Origin of the sequence: Xanthomonas prunicola (assembly GCF_002846205.1) — a bacterium.
In the GTDB taxonomy this organism is placed as follows: domain Bacteria; phylum Pseudomonadota; class Gammaproteobacteria; order Xanthomonadales; family Xanthomonadaceae; genus Xanthomonas; species Xanthomonas prunicola.
Window position 1 is genome coordinate 93,361 of the sequence record NZ_PHKV01000005.1, and the last position, 16,819, is coordinate 110,179.

The window sequence follows — 16,819 nt, forward strand, 5'->3', positions numbered from 1 at the left end:
AGCGTCAGTGCCAGATTAAGCGCAGTACGCTTCAGCGCATGACAACGTGTCCGATCGGTATCGCCACCAATTGGAAGCAGCGCCGAAGCAGCCGGCTTCAGTTTCTATCCTGGCCCTTTCGGCACCAGGATAGAAACTGCATGGATGGGTCTGCTTACTGCGGCGTCGCGGCCGCAGTTTCCGGCGTAACGCGCCAGATGATGTTGGCCAAATCGTCGGCAACGATCAATGCACCGCGCGGGTCAACTGTGACCCCAACCGGGCGTCCACGGGTTTTGCCATCTTCGCCATGGAAGCCGGACACGAAGTCGATCAGGGCGCCTGCCGGGCGACCGTCGCGGAACGGCACGAACACCACCTTGTAGCCGACAGGTGGGTCGCGGTTCCAGCTGCCATGCTCACCGACGAACACGCCGTCGGCGAACTTGGCGCCCATTGCGCTGGACGAAAACGCAACGCCAAGTGCCGCGACATGCGAACCCAGCGCGTAATCCGGCACGATCGCCGAGGCCACCTTTTGCGGGTCCTGCGGCATCACGCGGGTATCCACGTTCTTGCCCCAATAGCTATACGGCCAGCCATAAAAGCCGCCTTCGCGCACCGAGGTCAAATAGTCGGGCACCAGGTTGGGGCCAATTTCATCACGTTCGTTGACAACTGCCCACAACGTCCCGCTGCCCGGCTGGATGGCCAACGCAGTGGGATTGCGGATGCCGGTGGCGTACGGCTTGTGCGCCCCGGTTGCGGCATCCACCTGCCAGATCTGTGCGCGATCGAGCTCGACGGCCATGCCGCGCTCGGTGATATTGCTGTTGGAGCCGATCGCCACATACAGGTAGCGACCGTCCGCACTGGCGGTGAGCGCCTTGGTCCAGTGGTGATTGATCGCCGATGGCAGATCGGTCACCTTGCTCGGTGCGCCGCTGGCCTTGGTCTGGCCCTCGCGATAGTCGAAGCGCAGCAGCGCGTCCTGATTGGCGACATAAAGCGCATTGCCAATCAGCGCAAGCCCATAGGGCGCATTGAGCTTATCGGCAAAAACCGTCTTCAGTTCATAGGTGCCATCGCCATCGGCATCGCGCAACAAGGTGAGGCGATTGCCGCTCTTGGCCCTGGACGTGCCCTTGGCCTTGATCGGGCCGGCGATGATGTCCTTGGGCTTGAGGTTTGGCGCAGAGCCGCCGCGGCCTTCGGCCACCAGGATGTCGCCATTCGGCAGCACCAGCGTCTGTCGCGGAATGCCGAGGTCGGTCGCGATGGCGGTGATGCGATACCCCGCGGGCACCGTCGGCTTGCGGTCGCCCCATGCAGTGGGCTCGGCAATCGTCATGTCGGGCAGTACCCCGCGATCCGGGGCCGGCAGTTCCGGCGTGGCGCCGTGCTGATCGAGCTCAGGCGCTTTGCCGCAGGCGGCCAGTGCAGCGGCAAGGACGGAGACTGCAAGCACATGTGTGTAGCGGCTCATCGTGCACCTCCGATGCGCAGACCCGACAGCCCCGCCCAGGTGGCGACCAATGCGAACAGCGTGGCGATTGCCGACAGCGTCAATGCCGCCGGCATGATGGCCCAGGCATCGCGCGCGTGATGCAGCGCATCGAAGAAGCCGACGATCCAGGTTGCCACCAAGGCGACCACATAGACGACGTTGCGGCTGCCGCGCACAAGCCCAACGATGGCGGCCACAAGCGCGATGGTGGTCACCACCATGGCCCCGACCAACAGCCAGGACGCGAAGTTGCTCCATTGGATCTGGTAGCTGCTCCAGTAGGCGTAGTCGCTCAAGAGCGCGCCAAGGAACAAGGGCCACACGCCGCCGAGCACGGCTGCATGGAACGGATGGATGGCCCAGCGACGGGGCGAAACGACGGCTGCATTCATGGTGGACTCGTTGAGGCAATGGCGAAACGTGCCCCGATGCTGCCAGCTGGCGTGTGATGAGCAGGACGATTTTGCGGGCACCGCCTCTGCTCAGGCGATGAATGCACTGTTGCACGCGCCGGGTCGTTGCGCGGTTGCGCCTGGTTATGCTTAGAGGCCACCCGGCACCGTCCTGGTGTCGCATCCATCAATGCTCGCTCGCGCAGTTCGACCAGACACCTCGCCGCTCATCCCGCCACACGACCACTGGACCGGCACACCGACCACAGGTCATGGAGTGCTCGGTGCAGCGAGAACGCGCTTTTAGGCTGGCCGCATCCACTCAGGGAGCAGGCAGATGAAGACGATCGGAGCAGTGATGCTGGCAGCGGTATTGAGCGCAGCCGGGGTAGCGCGTGCTGCACCACCTGTGGTGGCTGCGCCCGCCACCACAGAATTGGCACGCGAGACGGATGCATTTTTCAAGGGCAATCAACCCGGTGGCGTGGTGCTGGTCACGCGCGGCGACACGGTCTTGCTGCGCCGGGCGTACGGCATGGCCGATATCGAAAACGGGCTGGCGATGCAGCCGGATGCGGCACTACGGCTGGCGTCGATGAGCAAGCAGTTCACCGCGGTGGCCGTGTTGCAGTTGGTCCAGGCAGGCAAGCTGAGCCTGGACGCGACGGTGGTGTCGCTCGATCCGGCGCTGAGCGGCCCGCTGGCACAGGTGACCGTACGGCAGCTGCTCACCCACACCTCGGGCATCAAGAACGTCAGCAGCATTGCGGCCTCGCGCGCAGCACGGCGCGACGACACCGATGCGCCGAGCCTGATGAACTACTTCAAGGACCTGCCGCTGGAGTTCGCTGCGGGCACCCGGTTCGGTTACAGCAACTCCAACTACATCGTGCTGACCCATCTGATCGAACGCCTCTCCGGTCAGTCCTATGCTGCCTACCTGCAGCAGTCGCTGTTCCAGCCCCTGGGCATGCAGCACACGCGCTACGACAGCCACCTGGCCATCATCGCCAAGCGGGCCCACGGCTACCGCCGCAGCAAGGGCGAACTGCAGAACGCGGACTTCATCAGCATGACGCAGCCGCAAGGCGCCGGTGGCCTGATCAGTACCGTGGACGACCTGGCCATCTGGCACCGTGCATTACGCGACGGCGTGCCGGTGCCCGCATCGCTACTGGCGCAGGCGATGCGCAAGACCGTGCTTGCCGATGGCAGCGCCTCGCCTTACGGATTCGGCTGGATCATCGGCCAAACCAATGGCATCGCCGACGTCGAGCACGGTGGTTTCATCAATGGCTTCAACAGCTACGCGGTGCGCCTGCAGCAGCCGGACGTCTTCGTCACCGTGCTGACCAATGCGGAGTTTCTGGATCCGACCACGCTCAGCGTGCGCCTGGCGGCCATCGCCGCAGGCACACCCTATGCACCGGCGCTTGTGGCGCGTAACGACGCCCGGGCGTGGCTCGGCCGCTACCGCTTTGCCAAGGACGACGTACGGATACTGGCCAGCGTGGACGGCGCGTTGCAGCTGCAACGCGAAGGCGAGGATGCGCTTGTGGTCACGCCGCATGCCGACGGACGCGACTACCTGGGCGACACCCTGGACGCATTGAGCTTTGCCGTCGACAGCAGCGGACGCGCTGTCATGACGCTGCACGACCGTTTGCTGGGCGACAGCAGCGGCATCGGCGAAGTGGCAGCAGGCGCTGCGCGCTAAAGGCTCAGCAGCTCCCGGAACCGCACGCTCTGCCGACGTGAGATGTCCACTTCCAGCCCGCCACGCAGGGTGAGCATCAGTCCCCCATTGCTCCACGGCGCCACCTGCTCCACGAAATCCAGATTGACGATGTACTTACGGCTGGCGCGGAAAAATTTCTCCGGCGCCAGCTGTGTTTCGATCGCACCCAGTGGGCGATACAGCAGCGGCGAGTGGTTCTGGAAGTACACGCGGCTGTAGTTGCCCACTGCCTCGATCGCACGGATGTCGCGTGGCTTGACCAGAAAGCAGTGTTCGCCATCCTTGATGAAGATGGCGCTGTCCATCGAGCGCCGCACCGGCGCGGTGGGCAAAGCCTCGCCCACCTTGGCGATGGCCTGGGCAAGCCGCTGCGGCGCGATCGGTTTGAGCAGGTAATCCACGGTGTTGTAGCCGAAGGCCTTGAGTGCGTGGGCGTCGAATGCGGTGGTGAAGATGATGCGCGGCACCTGGCTCAGCCGCTCCAGCACATCGAACGCATTGCCGCCGGGCAGATCGATGTCCAGAAAGACCAGCGCCGGTGCGCTCGATTCGATCAGCTCCACCGCGGCATCCACATCACCGGCATGCCCCAGCACGCGTATCTGCGGGTAGCCCTTGAGCTGATGCTCCAGTTCGAAACGGGCCAGCTCCGAATCCTCCACGATCACCGCATCGATCACGCACCACCTCCGATCCAGACTTGGGCAACCACGCACCCGCCCTCTTCCTGCAGGCCCAGGCCGGCGCCTGCACCGAACGACAGTTGCAGACGTTGCCGCAGATTCGCAAGGCCGGTGCCGCTGCTGCCGGTGTGCTGCAAGCGGCCGCTGTTGCGCACATCGATCTGCAGACGCGCGCCCTGCAAGGCGATCTGCACATGCAGCTCGCCCCCGCTGCTGCTTGGCCCCAGACCATGTTTGATGGCGTTTTCCACCAGCAGCTGCACGCAAAAACGCGGGACCTGCCGCGGCAACGCACGCGGGTCCAGCTGTTCGGTGTAGCGCAGGCGTTTGCCCAGCTGCATGCCGACCAGGCCCAGATAATCGCGCACCACCGCCATTTCGTCGTCCACCGTGACCAGGGCTTCTTCGCCGCCGCTGAACTGGTAGCGCAGCGTGCTGGCAAAACGCGTGATCTGTTCGCGCGCCAGCTCCGGGTCCATCAGGATGAGCGCGCGAATGTTGTTGAGCGTGTTGAAGGTGAAGTGCGGGCTGATATGGCCGAGCAGCCGCTGCAACTGCGCCTCCTTGAGCGCCAGGCGCAGGTCGTTCTGATGGCGTGTGGCCTCGGCCAGGCGCGTCTGCCTGCTGATCGACAGATACAACAGACTCCAGGCGATATAGGCGGGAAACAGCAAGGGTGTACCGGAGATCATGGGCTGCGCGTCATGCAATGCCATCGTCGCCGGCGACAGATCGCGCAACAGCCACAGCACGCCGTGCACGGCAAGATCGACGCCGACCGCCATCGCCAGGCTGCCGACGAACAGCAGCCCCAGCCAGCGCAGCTCGCCATACCCATCGGCCTGCAGCCTTCGATACAGCCAGCGCAGCACGAGGCTACCCAGCAACCCGCTCATGCTCAGACCGATCACTGCAGCAAGCTGGAGCGCATCGGGCACCTGTTCTTCGCTCGGCCGCGCCAGGTAGGCGATGGCCAGGAACAGCGCCCATCCCAAGGTCTGCATCAGCCAGAACATGCGTCTTACCCCGCGCATGCGTGCCGCCTTCCTGCATCGATCAAACGCGTCCGCTCCGTTGGCGCTCAGGCAGGCCATCCCTGCTGCAGGCTGGCGCATAGCATAGGACGGCGAGGGATGCAGTGCATCACTCCTGCGGAAACGGTGTCTCTATCCGGAGTCGTCTTGCACTACGCAGAGCGCTACGCGCTGACGTGCTGGAGGCCGCTGGATGGTGCGTTGCCTGTCTGATCGTTGGTTGCCGTCCAGCCGCCTACAGATGGCGCCGGCGCATCAGACGATCTCATCGCCTCACCGCGTTACCGCCACGCGGCAATGAGCGCACCTCATAACTGCATGCGGTACACGCGACTGGAACGGCGAGGCGGATACGGCATGCTGGCGCCATCCCCTGTCCAGACGCATCGCGCTGCGTGCATGGCCCATCGCGCAGCCGCACAGGCTTGCGGCTTGCGCATCACGCAAGGAGACAACGCTTGGATTTCAGCGCAGCGCCCCCTAGATCTGGATCTGTGAGACCGACCACTGTGGTGCATCGGCCTCACGCGCGCACACGTGAGGCCTGGGTCCTCGGCGCGGTCGCTGTTTGTGTGGTTGCCCCCTCCCCCGCGGCAACACGTTCCCTGGAGTCCATCGGTATGCCCATCTCTGAAAGTCTGTCGGCCCGACAGCAAGCCATCGCACCGATTGCCGCGTTTGCGGCGACCGGCGATATCGACCGTTTGACCACTGCATTGGAGGCAGGCCTGGACACCGGACTGACCATCAACGAATGCAAGGAAGTGCTGGTACAGGTCTACGCGTACGCCGGTTTTCCGCGCAGTCTCAATGCGCTATCGGCGCTGATGCAGCTGGTTCAAGCACGGCAACAGCGCGGCCTTGCCGACGCGCAGGGCGAGTTGCCGGGCCCGGTGCCGACCGGCCCGGAACTGCTTGCGTTGGGCACCGCCAATCAGACGCAGCTTGTTGGAGCGGCGGTGTCTGGGCCGTTGTTCGAGTTCGCGCCGGCCATCGATGCTTACTTAAAGACGCACCTGTTCGGCGATATTTTTGCGCGCGACAACCTCGATTGGGTCAGCCGCGAGATGGCAACGGTGAGCATGCTCGCAGCGCTGGAGGGGGTGGATGTGCAATTGCAGTCGCATCTGAAGGTCAGCATGAACATCGGCGTGAGCAGCGCGCAGCTCAACGCGCTGGCGCAGGTGCTGGACAAACGGGTCGGTGCGGCAGCCGGCACCCGCGCCAAGGCCGCCTTGGCCAAGACGCAGTAAGAATGCTGACCAGCTGATGCAGCCACCGGGCGGGCGACTCGCCCGATGTGCTGCAGTGTGGCTGGGAGCGACGTGGTCACAGGTGCAACCGCTGCTGCGGCATGCGTGTTTGCCTGCTGAATCATTGGCCGACGCAAAAAAACCTGCTGACGCACTACCGGCCTGTCGACGTGAACGCCCAGGCCCGCGCGTGCAGGTAGTGCGGGCACGGAGCCGGTCCCACGCCGTGCCGTGCATGAAGACTGCCGGCCCTGGCTGAGCAGATCGCTCAAACCTTTACAGACTTCACTCACCGCCTTGCGCGATACGCCTGAAGCCGAGGTCACCGGCGTCCGCGCCAGGCGGGCTGAACCTCTGCAGGCTTCGAACGCTGGCGATGCGAAAAGCTTGTCCGCACCGCCCTCCCCCTCGAACTGGCCCAAGAAACCCACCAGGGTCGCAAGATCGGATAATTGAATAACGCCCAGATCATCATGGGCGCCCCCGAAGACGGTAACTTTTAAAAGATCCTCCAAAAATAAACTAAATTATTCAAATCATTCATTTTTGATCCAACCGATTGTGCAATTGACGCATTTTGACGTCGAATTTCGCACAATCGGACGAGGTCGCTCGACGTTGCGAAGGGGCGTTCTTATTGCAATGACATCGGAAGACAATTTTCGTTATAACAGCTTAAACCACCGTCGCATGCAAGTTATTCAAAATTCCGCTGCGTACAGCAGAGTCCGTTAGAGTGCCTAACTTCCGGTTGAATTCGCTACACGGTGTGAGGAATTTACCCACATCTTTGACATGATTCCCTGATTACTCGCGCTCTTCATCGCATTTAGGATTTTTGCCCTCCGCGAAATGTGACGGATTATTGTTGCGTTCGGTTTGACATTTTTTTGCGTCTTGATCTGCTAACCGCCTTTTTAATCCGATATCGCCATGGAGCGAATCGGCGTTGCCCATCGCACGATCTTTTTCTCTGAATAGCAACTGTCCATTCAGACTTTAGAGTTAATGGCTAGCGCCGTTAAACAAACCGCAAGCACACGGCGAGTGCATCAGCGTATTTGCCGAGTGCTCCGGCAGCACACGTCCGAGGGGACGGACTGCTGCAGTTTGAAGTGAATAACACGTGAAATTAAACGCCTTCGTTGGTGACCACCAGCGCTGGGACCTTCTGCGCCAAATTTCAGAATCGGCAGTAGCGGCGCGCCTACAACGGAATCGACCACGCTTATGAATCGCTCGCTACTTGCAACCACCATCGCCTCCTGTCTTGTCCTGACCGCCTGTGGCGGCGGTGGCGGTGGCGGCAACGTCCGCAGTGATCCCCCGCAGAGTACGGTGATTGCGCCGGCACCTGCGCCGACCACCCCGGGCACCACGTCCGATCCGCTGCCCAAGACCGCGCCGGTTCCGACACCTGCGCCTGCCCGCTATCAAGGCGTTGGCAGCAATCTGCTGGTGCCGACCAATGCGGATCTGGCCCAGCAGGCCGGTGCCAAAGGCATGGGCGTGAAGCTGGCAGTGCTGGACGACAACCTGGTGCCGAGCTACACGCCGATCAGCGGCAAGGTCGACAGCTTCAACGATTACACCGCCAGCCCGGGCACGCCCGAGTCGTCTGCCAATGCCTTGCGCGGACACGGCACGATTGTGTCTGCGCTGGTGCTGGGCTCCGCGCAGGACGGCTTTGCCGGTGGCGTTGCACCGGATGCAGACCTGTTCTATGCGCGCATCTGCGCAGAAAACTCCTGCGGCACGCAGCAGACCCGCCGCGCCGCGGTGGATCTGGCCGCCGCTGGCGTGCGCATCGCCAACCTCTCCATCGGTGCCTCCTATCCGGATGCCGCCGCCAGCGCCAACGCTGCACTGGCCTGGAAATATGCACTGACCCCGTTGGTGCAGGCCGACGCGTTGATCGTGGCCTCCACCGGTAACGAAGGCGCGGCGGAAGCCTCCTACCCGGCCGCAACGCCGGTGCAGGAGGCCAGCGTGCGCAACAACTGGCTGGCCGTTGGCGCAATCAATATCGACAGTGCCGGCAATGCTGCCGGCTTGACCAGCTATTCCAATCACTGCGGTGCCGCTGCGCAGTGGTGCCTGGTCGCGCCGGGCAGCTACACCGTTCCGGCCCTGGCCGGCACCGAATTGGGCGGTCAGATTGCCGGCACCTCGTTCTCCACCGCTGCGGTCAGCGGTGTCGCCGCACAGGTGCTGGGCGTGTATCCATGGATGAGCGCCTCCAACCTGCAACAAACCTTGCTGACCACCGCCACCGACCTGGGCGACCCGGGCGTTGACGCGCTGTACGGCTGGGGCCTGGTCAACGCCGCCAAGGCGATCAAGGGTCCGGGCCAGTTCGCAAGCAACTGGGCGGCCTACGTCACCTCTGGTTACGACAGCACTTTCAGCAACGACATCTCCGGTGTGGGCAGCCTGACCAAGAACGGCCCCGGCAAGCTCACCCTGAGTGGCACCAACACCTACACCGGCGGCACCACCATTCTCGATGGCGTGTTGTCGCTCACCGGCAGCCTGCGTTCGGATCTTTTAGTGGCTAACTCGGCCACCTTCGAAGCGCGCGGCGGTGTCATCAACGGCAACTACAGCCTGGTCAATTCGACCGGCACCACCGCCATCGAACTGGGCAAGGGTCTCACCGTCACTGGCCAGGCCAGCTTGAAGGGCACTCTGCTGTTGCTGCCGGAAGCGGCCGGCTACACCGTGGGCAGCACCGAAAAGATCGTCAAGGCCGGCGTCCGGCAAGGCACGTTCGACCGCGTGCAGTACGCCAATAATTTCTTCTGGAACGCGACGCTGTCCTACGATCCGACCACCGTCACCGCGACTCTGACCCGCAACGCTTCCGCCGCTAGCGCACAGGCGGCCGGTGCGCCGCAATCGGTGGTCAATGGTGCAAATCAGGTCGACTCCTTGGTCAAGGTGCTGGACACGCGGGTTGCTTCGGGCGACACCGACAATCTGGGTGGCCTGATCAGCGCCACCGGTTCGCTGATTGCAGCGTCCGATGCGCAGGTTGCCGCATCGCTGCCGACCCTGGCCGGCCAGGTGCACGGCATCGAGCGCACGCTGGGCTTCCAGTCCGCGCTCAACGATGCACGTGTGGCTGCCGACCGCCTGCCCTATCTGGCTGATACCACCACGCTGACCACCTGGATGCAGGGCAGCTATCTGGACGGCGATCTGAGCCGCAGCGGTTTTGATTCGGCCGATTACACCCAGCAGGCGACCACCTTCGGCGTGGATCTGCCGATGGGCAACGTCGGTACCATCGTCGGTGCGGCCCTGACCTCCGGTCAGGACCGTGCGCACATCGCAGCCTCGTCGAGCCGTCTGCGCTCGGATCGGTATGCGATGACCGCCTACCTGTACCAGCCGATTGGCCAGGCGTATCTGTCGGCGATCGGATCGTACGGCATGAGCAACGTCGAGACCGAACGCAATGTGCAGGCCGGCAGCATCGGCGAGCGCTTGCAGGACCGTCGCCACGACACCAACTGGTCGGCGCGTGCGGAAGTCGGCCTGATGCCGCATGCCGGGTTGTCGCCGTTCGTGGCCGCCGGCGTGGTGAGCCAGACCCAGGATGCCTTCAGCGAAGCGTCGGTGACCGGCCTGGGGTTGAGCGCGCATAGCGACACGATGCGCGCAGGTTATGGCGAGGTGGGCGTACGCGGTCATCTGGAACACGGCAAGTGGGGCTTCGATGGTCTGGTGGCATATCGCTCGCTGCTGGGCAATCCGAATTCCGACTTCTCCGCCTGGTTCACCGGCTTGCCGGAAGCGCGTTTCAATGTTGCCGGCGAGCCGGTGTCCAAGCAGTCGCTGCGCGCTTCGGCTGGCGTGCGTTACCAGCTCAACGATGCGTTCTCCATCTACGGTAACGTGGGCGCCGAACGCGGTCGTTCGGACGCCAACAGCATCAATGCGAACGTCGGTCTGCGCTGGCAGTTCTGATCGCAGCCGCTGCAGCCTACGCGGATGATGCTGTCATGCACGCTGTTGTGTGACAGATAAAAGAAAGGCCCCGGCATGTCCGGGGCCTTCTCGTTGATGGCCTCATGCGACTGCACAACTGTGGAACGCCTTGGCTGACACGGCGTCTTGCGTACCGGCTGCGCGCATACGATACGAAGGTATATCGATGCGATGTCCATGGACTACCGAAAACGCCTGAAAACCTCTGGTTTCAGGCGCTAACGGCTGGCACCATGCACGCCATCGACGTGGCTGCAGCACGCGTCGTCACTGCGCCGACCCCGATGGCAGGCGCGCAACTACATCCCTGTGGCGATGCGCCATGGGCACCAGGCGATGCCGTCGTACGCCGCTGCCGGCAGCGAGCGTGTCTGCATCGCCAATGCAAGCGCTGCCCGCTTTCGCGGGTTGCTGCCCGCGTGTGCAACGCCTTCCCCCTACCCCGCTCGAGTCACAGCATGTCGTCCCTCTTCCTGCGTTCTACGCTGGCAGCTGCCTGCGTCGGCAGCCTGCTTGCTGGCTGCGGTGCCACCCCGCCACCGGCGGCTCCCTCGCCGTTGCTCATCCACACCAACACGCAGGTGAGCGTGCCGGCGCACTCACCGTTGCGTTCCAGCCTGCGCATGCAGGCAGTGCGCAGTCAGCGCATCGCCCCGATGGTGGAGATGCCAGCGGTGATCGACGTGTTGCCCGAGCGGCTGGTGCGTGTCGTGCCGCCATTGGCCGGGCGCGTGGTCGCATTGCCCAAGACCCTGGGCGACACCGTGCGTGCAGGCGATGTGCTGTGCGTGCTCGATTCGGCCGAACTTGCCAGTGCCTATAGCGATGCCGGCAAGGCGCGCGCAACGCTGCAACAAGCACGTCTGGAACTTGCTCGCCAGCAGGCGCTGGCGGTAGACAGCATTGCAGCAGCACGCGATCTGCAAGCGGCACAGCAGGTCTTTGACAGCGCGCAGAACGATGCGCGTGCGGCCAGCGATCGTCTGGCCCAGCTGGGTGTGGCCGCACAAGCAACCTCGCATCGGCGCTTTGTATTGCGTGCGCCCATTGCCGGCCGCGTGGTGGACCTGAGCGCCGCGTTGGGCGGCTTTTGGAATGACACGTCAGCGCCACTGATGACGGTGGCCGATATCTCGCAGGTCTGGCTGACCGCCAGCGTGCCGGAACGCGAGATTGGCCAGGTCTTCGAAGGGCAGCCGGTCACTGCCAGCTTGGATGCCTACCCAGGCCAACGCTTTACTGGCCAGGTGCAACACCTGGACGATTTGCTCGATCCCGCCACCCGCACGTTGAAAGTCAGGGTGGCCTTGAATAACCGCGATGGCCTGCTCAAGCCAGGCATGTTTGCGCGCGCCCAGTTTCAAGCACGCCCACAGCAGGCGTTGATGGTTCCCGACAGCGCGCTGCTGCAGATGGGACTGTATACGCGGGTGTTTATCGAAACCGCACCGTTCGTCTATCGCTCGCGCATCGTGGCGACAGGCCGCGCTTTGGATGGGTACACCGAAGTCCTGTCAGGCTTAAAGGCAGGCGAACGTGTGGTGATCCAGGACGGAGCCTTGCTCAATGATTGAGTCGATCATCACCACCTGCTTTCAGCGTCGCGGCATCGTCTGGCTGGTCTTTTTACTCATTGCGTTATACGGCTCATGGAGCTGGACGCAGTTGCCGGTGGAAGCCTATCCAGATATCGCCGATGTCACCTCGCAGGTGGTCACGCAGATACCGGGCCTGGGTGCGGAGGAAGTAGAACAGCAGATCACTGTGCCGCTGGAACGTGCATTGATGGGCACGCCAGGCCTGCATGTCTTGCGCTCGCGCAGTCTATTCGCTCTCTCGTTGATTACATTGGTCTTCGATGACGGCACGGAAGGGTATTTCGCGCGTCAGCGCGTGCTGGAACGCATACAGGCGGTCACCCTGCCCTATGGCGCTATTCCCGGGCTGGACCCGTATACCTCACCCACCGGCGAGATTTATCGCTATACGCTTGAATCGAAGACACGCAGCCTGCGCGAGCTATCGGACCTGCAATTCTGGACAGTGATTCCGCACCTGCAGAAGGTCCAAGGCGTGGCCGATGTCACCAACTTCGGCGGCCTCACCACGCAGTTCTCGTTGGCGCTGGAGCCGGATCGCTTGACCCGCTACGGGGTGTCGTTGCAGCAGGTCAAGAGCGCCATCACCAGCAACAACGCCGATGGCGGCGGCAGCGTGATGGATCGCGGCGAACAGAGTTACGTGATCCGCGGCATCGGCCTGCTGCACTCGTTGCAGGACATCGGCAATGTGGTGGTGAGCAGCACCAATGGCGTGCCTGTCCTGGTCAAGGATCTGGGCGAGGTGCGCTACGACAATGTGGAGCGGCGCGGCATTCTGGGCAAGGACAGCAATCCGGACACGATCGAAGGCATCGCGTTGCTGCTCAAGGACAGCAATCCGTCGGTGGCGTTGCAAGGCATCCACAGCGCCGTGGAGGAGCTCAACAACAGCGTGTTGCCCAAGGACGTCAAGGTGGTGCCCTACCTGGATCGCACTGCGTTGATCGACGCCACGCTGCACACGGTGAGCGCCACGCTCACCGAAGGCATGCTGCTGGTGTGCGTGGTGCTATTGATCTTCCTGGGCAGCCCGCGCGCGGCGGCGATCGTGTCGCTGACCATCCCGCTGTCGTTGTTGATCGCCTTCATCTTCATGCACCACCTCAAGATTCCTGCCAATCTGCTGTCCTTGGGCGCGATCGATTTCGGCATCCTGGTCGATGGCGCGGTGGTGCTGGTAGAAAATGTCCTGCGCCTGCGCGAGGAAAACAGCGAGCGTGCGTTGACTGCGCGCGATGCGATCGACGCCACCTTGCATGTGGCGCGGCCGATCTTCTTCGGCATGGCAGTCATCGGCTGTGCGTATCTGCCGCTGCTCGCGTTCGAACGCATCGAATACAAGCTGTTTTCGCCGATGGCCTACGCAGTGGGCGCAGCCTTGATCGGTGCGCTGCTGGTGGCATTGATGTTGATTCCCGCCCTGGCGTGGCTGGCGTTCCGCAAGCCGCGCAAGATGATGCACAACCGCGTACTGGAGGCACTGGGACAGCGCTACCGCGCGTTGCTGGAGCGTAGCGTTGGCCGACGCGGTTGGTTGCTGGCCTGTGCGGCGCTGGCCTTGTGCGTGCTGGCTGTGTTGGGTGGCAGCATCGGCCGGGACTTCTTGCCCTACATCGATGAAGGCTCGCTATGGCTGCAGGTGCAGATGCCGCCGGGCATCACCCTGGACAAGGCAGCCACCATGGCCAACGCCTTGCGCAAGGCCACGCTGGAATTTCCCGAGGTGTCGTACGTGGTGACCCAGACCGGGCGCAATGACGATGGCACCGACTACTGGACCCCGTCGCATATCGAAGCGAGCGTCGGCTTGCGTGCGTACAAACAATGGCCATCGGGCATGGACAAGCAGAGACTGATCGCTGCGCTTGGCGCGCGTTATGCGCAGATGCCCGGCTATACGGTCAGCATGATGCAGCCGATGATCGACGGCGTGCAGGACAAGCTCTCCGGCGCGCACAGCGATCTGACCGTCAAGGTGTTCGGCGACGATCTGCAGCAGGTGCGTGGCGTTGCCGAACAGGTGGCCGCCGTCTTGCACAAGGTGCCTGGCGCTGCGGATATCGCCGTGGATGTAGAGCCGCCCCTGCCCAACCTGCAGGTGCGCTTCGACCGCGAGGCGGCGGCGCGCTACGGTATCAATGCGGCCGATGTGTCGGATCTGATTTCCACCGGCATCGGCGGCAGCCCGATCGGCCAGATGTATATCGGCGAGAAGAGTTACGACCTCACCGTGCGCTTTCCGCAACGGTATCGCAACGATCCTCGGGCCATCGGCGCGTTGCGTTTGCGCACCGCTACCGGTGCTGAGATACCGCTATCGGCGGTGGCAAGCATCACGACCACCAGCGGCCAGAGCGTGATCGTGCGCGAGATGGGACGGCGCAACATCATCGTGCGGCTCAACGTGCGCGGCCGCGATCTTTCCAGTTTTCTCAGCGATGCGCAGGCCACACTCGCGCGGCAAGTGCGGGTCGATCCGCAGCATATGCAGTTGGTGTGGGGTGGCCAGTTCGAAAACCTGCAGCGTGCTCAGGCACGCTTGCTGGTGGTGCTGCCGACCACCTTGTGCATCATGTTCGTGCTGCTGTTCGGCGCGTTCGGCAACCTGCGCCAGCCGACATTGGTGCTGGCCGCCGTGCCGCTTGCGATGATCGGCGGGCTGGCCGCACTGCACCTGCGCGGGATGACGCTCAATGTCTCCAGCGCGGTGGGCTTCATCGCCTTGTTCGGCGTGGCGGTATTGAACGCGGTGCTGATGCTGGCGCAGATCAACCGATTGCGGCAGGACGCCGGCATGTCTTTGCGCGAGGCGGTGGTGGCTGGCGCCGTTAGCCGCATGCGTCCGGTACTGATGACCGCCACGGTGGCAGCGCTGGGCCTGACACCGGCGATGCTCGCCACCGGCCTGGGCAGCGATGTGCAACGCCCGTTGGCCACGGTGGTGGTTGGTGGGTTGGTCACCGCTACGGTACTTACGCTGGTGTTGTTGCCATCGCTGTACTACCTGATGGAAGCCTTCGTCACAACGCGTCAGGGCCGCAAGGAGACAACCGCATGACACACCTTCGCAACGCATTGCTCGCGAGTGCAGTGGCGGTGTCGCTCGCCGCCTGCGCAGTGGGACCGGACTTTCAGCGCCCCGCTCCCCCTGCGACCCACCGCTACACCGCCGACGCGTTACCGGCAACGACCGCAGCCGCCGACGCGGCGCATGGCGGTGCGCAACAGTTCGAGCCGGGACAGGATGTGCCGGCCGCCTGGTGGCGCGCCTTCGGCTCTTCGCAACTGAATACTGTGGTGGAGCGTGCATTGCGTGCCAACCCGGATCTGCAGGCCGCCGACGCGGCGCTGCGGCAGGCGCAACAAACGCTTGCCGCGCAACGCGGTGCCTGGCTGCCGCAAGCGGATCTGCATGTGGATGCCAGCCGGCAACGCGACTCGGTAGTGCCCGCGCCAGATGCCGGCATCGACACGCCGTACGCGCTACGCACCGCACAGCTCACCGTGAGTTATACGCTGGACGTGTTTGGCGGCACGCGGCGGCAAGTGGAAGCGGCCGGCGCGCAGGCACAGGCGCAGCGCGATCAGCGCGATGCGGCGTATCTGAGCCTCACCGCCAATGTGGTCAACGCGGCCATTGGCGAAGCGGCCGTGCGCGCGCAACTCGATGCTGCGCGCGCGCAGGTCGCCGTCGCCGCACAGCTGTGCACGCTCACCGAACGCCAGCAGACCCTTGGCGCCATCGGGACCGCGCAGGTGCTGGCCCAACGCACTGCGCTGGCGCAGGCGCAGGCCGCAGTCCCGGCGCTGCAAAAACAGCTGGAACAACAACGCACCCTGCTCGCGATTCTAGGCGGGCAATTGCCTAGCGACGCGGTAGGTGAGGCATTTACGCTGGAGACGCTGCAGCTTCCGGCGCAACTGCCGTTATCGCTGCCCTCGCGGTTGGTCGACCGCCGTCCGGATATCCGCGCCGCCCAAGCGCAAGCACATGCTGCCAGCGCGCTGATCGGCGTGGCGGCCGCAGCGCGCTTGCCATCCATTACCTTAAGTGCGGCCAGCGGCGGTTCTGCGGCCAGTTTCGGGCACATGTTCGCGGCCGGTAATACGCAATGGTCCGTGGCAGGCAGCCTGCTGCAGCCGCTGTTCCATGGCGGTGCGCTTGCGCATCAGCAACGGGCGGCCGAAGCCGGCTACGCGCAGGCCATGGCGCAATACCGCAGCGTGGTGTTGAACGCGTTTGGCGAGGTTTCTAATGCGCTCACTGCGCTGCAGAGCGACGCACAGAGTCTGCGTGCCTCTGCCGATGCGCAGGTGCTGGCGGAGCGCACGCTGTCGGTCGTGCAGCGTCAGCGGGCGGTGGGCGCGGTGGGGATGGCCGATCTGTTGCAGGCACAGCAGGCCTACCAAAGCGCGCAGGCGGCCACGGTGCAGGCACAAGCCGCGCGCTACACCGACACCGTGGCGCTGTATCAGGCCCTGGGTGGCGGTCCGTGGTGGTCGCCACCGGCGCAGACGCCCGGGCCTGCGGCTCCATGAATCAAGCACTGTATCCAGCGCCGGTTGTGTAACGGCGGCGCCGCCAGCTGAGACAATCGCCGCCATGCGCATGACCTCTCTATTCCGCTCGCCGCCCACC

Annotated in this window: 10 protein-coding genes; 6 read left to right on the plus strand and 4 right to left on the minus strand. The window is 63.8% G+C overall.

Annotated features, from left to right (window positions below):
- Positions 1-154 precede the first annotated feature (154 nt).
- Positions 155-1,465 carry a PQQ-dependent sugar dehydrogenase gene (locus XpruCFBP8353_RS15640; protein WP_101364050.1) on the minus strand — a complete coding sequence of 437 codons (1,311 nt, stop codon included), beginning with the start codon at positions 1,463-1,465 and terminating at the stop codon, positions 155-157.
- Complete coding sequence (locus XpruCFBP8353_RS15645) at positions 1,462-1,878, minus strand: hypothetical protein (RefSeq protein ID WP_101364051.1); 417 nt, start codon at positions 1,876-1,878, stop codon at positions 1,462-1,464. The genes XpruCFBP8353_RS15640 and XpruCFBP8353_RS15645 overlap by 4 nt, the downstream gene beginning before the upstream one ends.
- A 337-nt stretch (positions 1,879-2,215) precedes the next feature.
- Between XpruCFBP8353_RS15645 and XpruCFBP8353_RS15650 the strand changes: the two genes are divergently transcribed.
- Positions 2,216-3,595, plus strand: coding sequence for a serine hydrolase domain-containing protein (locus tag XpruCFBP8353_RS15650; RefSeq protein ID WP_101364052.1), 1,380 nt, complete (start codon positions 2,216-2,218; stop codon positions 3,593-3,595).
- Here XpruCFBP8353_RS15650 and XpruCFBP8353_RS15655 read toward each other — a convergent pair.
- Positions 3,592-4,296 carry a LytR/AlgR family response regulator transcription factor gene (locus XpruCFBP8353_RS15655; protein ID WP_101364053.1) on the minus strand — a complete coding sequence of 235 codons (705 nt, stop codon included), beginning with the start codon at positions 4,294-4,296 and terminating at the stop codon, positions 3,592-3,594. The two genes, XpruCFBP8353_RS15650 and XpruCFBP8353_RS15655, sit on opposite strands and share 4 nt — an antisense overlap.
- Positions 4,293-5,333, minus strand: coding sequence for a sensor histidine kinase (locus XpruCFBP8353_RS15660; RefSeq protein ID WP_243391136.1), 1,041 nt, complete (start codon positions 5,331-5,333; stop codon positions 4,293-4,295). The genes XpruCFBP8353_RS15655 and XpruCFBP8353_RS15660 overlap by 4 nt, the downstream gene beginning before the upstream one ends.
- A gap of 620 nt (positions 5,334-5,953) precedes the next feature.
- Here XpruCFBP8353_RS15660 and XpruCFBP8353_RS15665 point away from each other — a divergent pair.
- The 5 genes from XpruCFBP8353_RS15665 to XpruCFBP8353_RS15690 all read left to right on the plus strand — a co-directional run bounded on the left by XpruCFBP8353_RS15665 (position 5,954) and on the right by XpruCFBP8353_RS15690 (position 16,719).
- Positions 5,954-6,586 carry a carboxymuconolactone decarboxylase family protein gene (locus XpruCFBP8353_RS15665; RefSeq protein WP_101364055.1) on the plus strand — a complete coding sequence of 211 codons (633 nt, stop codon included), beginning with the start codon at positions 5,954-5,956 and terminating at the stop codon, positions 6,584-6,586.
- Positions 6,587-7,816: 1,230 nt separating this feature from the next.
- Positions 7,817-10,558 (plus strand): S8 family serine peptidase, encoded by a 2,742-nt coding sequence (locus XpruCFBP8353_RS15670; RefSeq protein ID WP_101364056.1) that lies wholly within the window; start codon positions 7,817-7,819, stop codon positions 10,556-10,558.
- 479 nt (positions 10,559-11,037) lie between these two features.
- Positions 11,038-12,153 (plus strand): efflux RND transporter periplasmic adaptor subunit, encoded by a 1,116-nt coding sequence (locus XpruCFBP8353_RS15680; RefSeq protein WP_101364057.1) that lies wholly within the window; start codon positions 11,038-11,040, stop codon positions 12,151-12,153.
- Positions 12,146-15,238 (plus strand): efflux RND transporter permease subunit, encoded by a 3,093-nt coding sequence (locus XpruCFBP8353_RS15685; RefSeq protein WP_101364058.1) that lies wholly within the window; start codon positions 12,146-12,148, stop codon positions 15,236-15,238. The genes XpruCFBP8353_RS15680 and XpruCFBP8353_RS15685 overlap by 8 nt, the downstream gene beginning before the upstream one ends.
- A complete protein-coding gene (locus XpruCFBP8353_RS15690) occupies positions 15,235-16,719 on the plus strand; it encodes an efflux transporter outer membrane subunit (protein ID WP_101364059.1) in 1,485 nt (494 codons plus the stop codon). The genes XpruCFBP8353_RS15685 and XpruCFBP8353_RS15690 overlap by 4 nt, the downstream gene beginning before the upstream one ends.
- Positions 16,720-16,819: the final 100 nt, after the last annotated feature.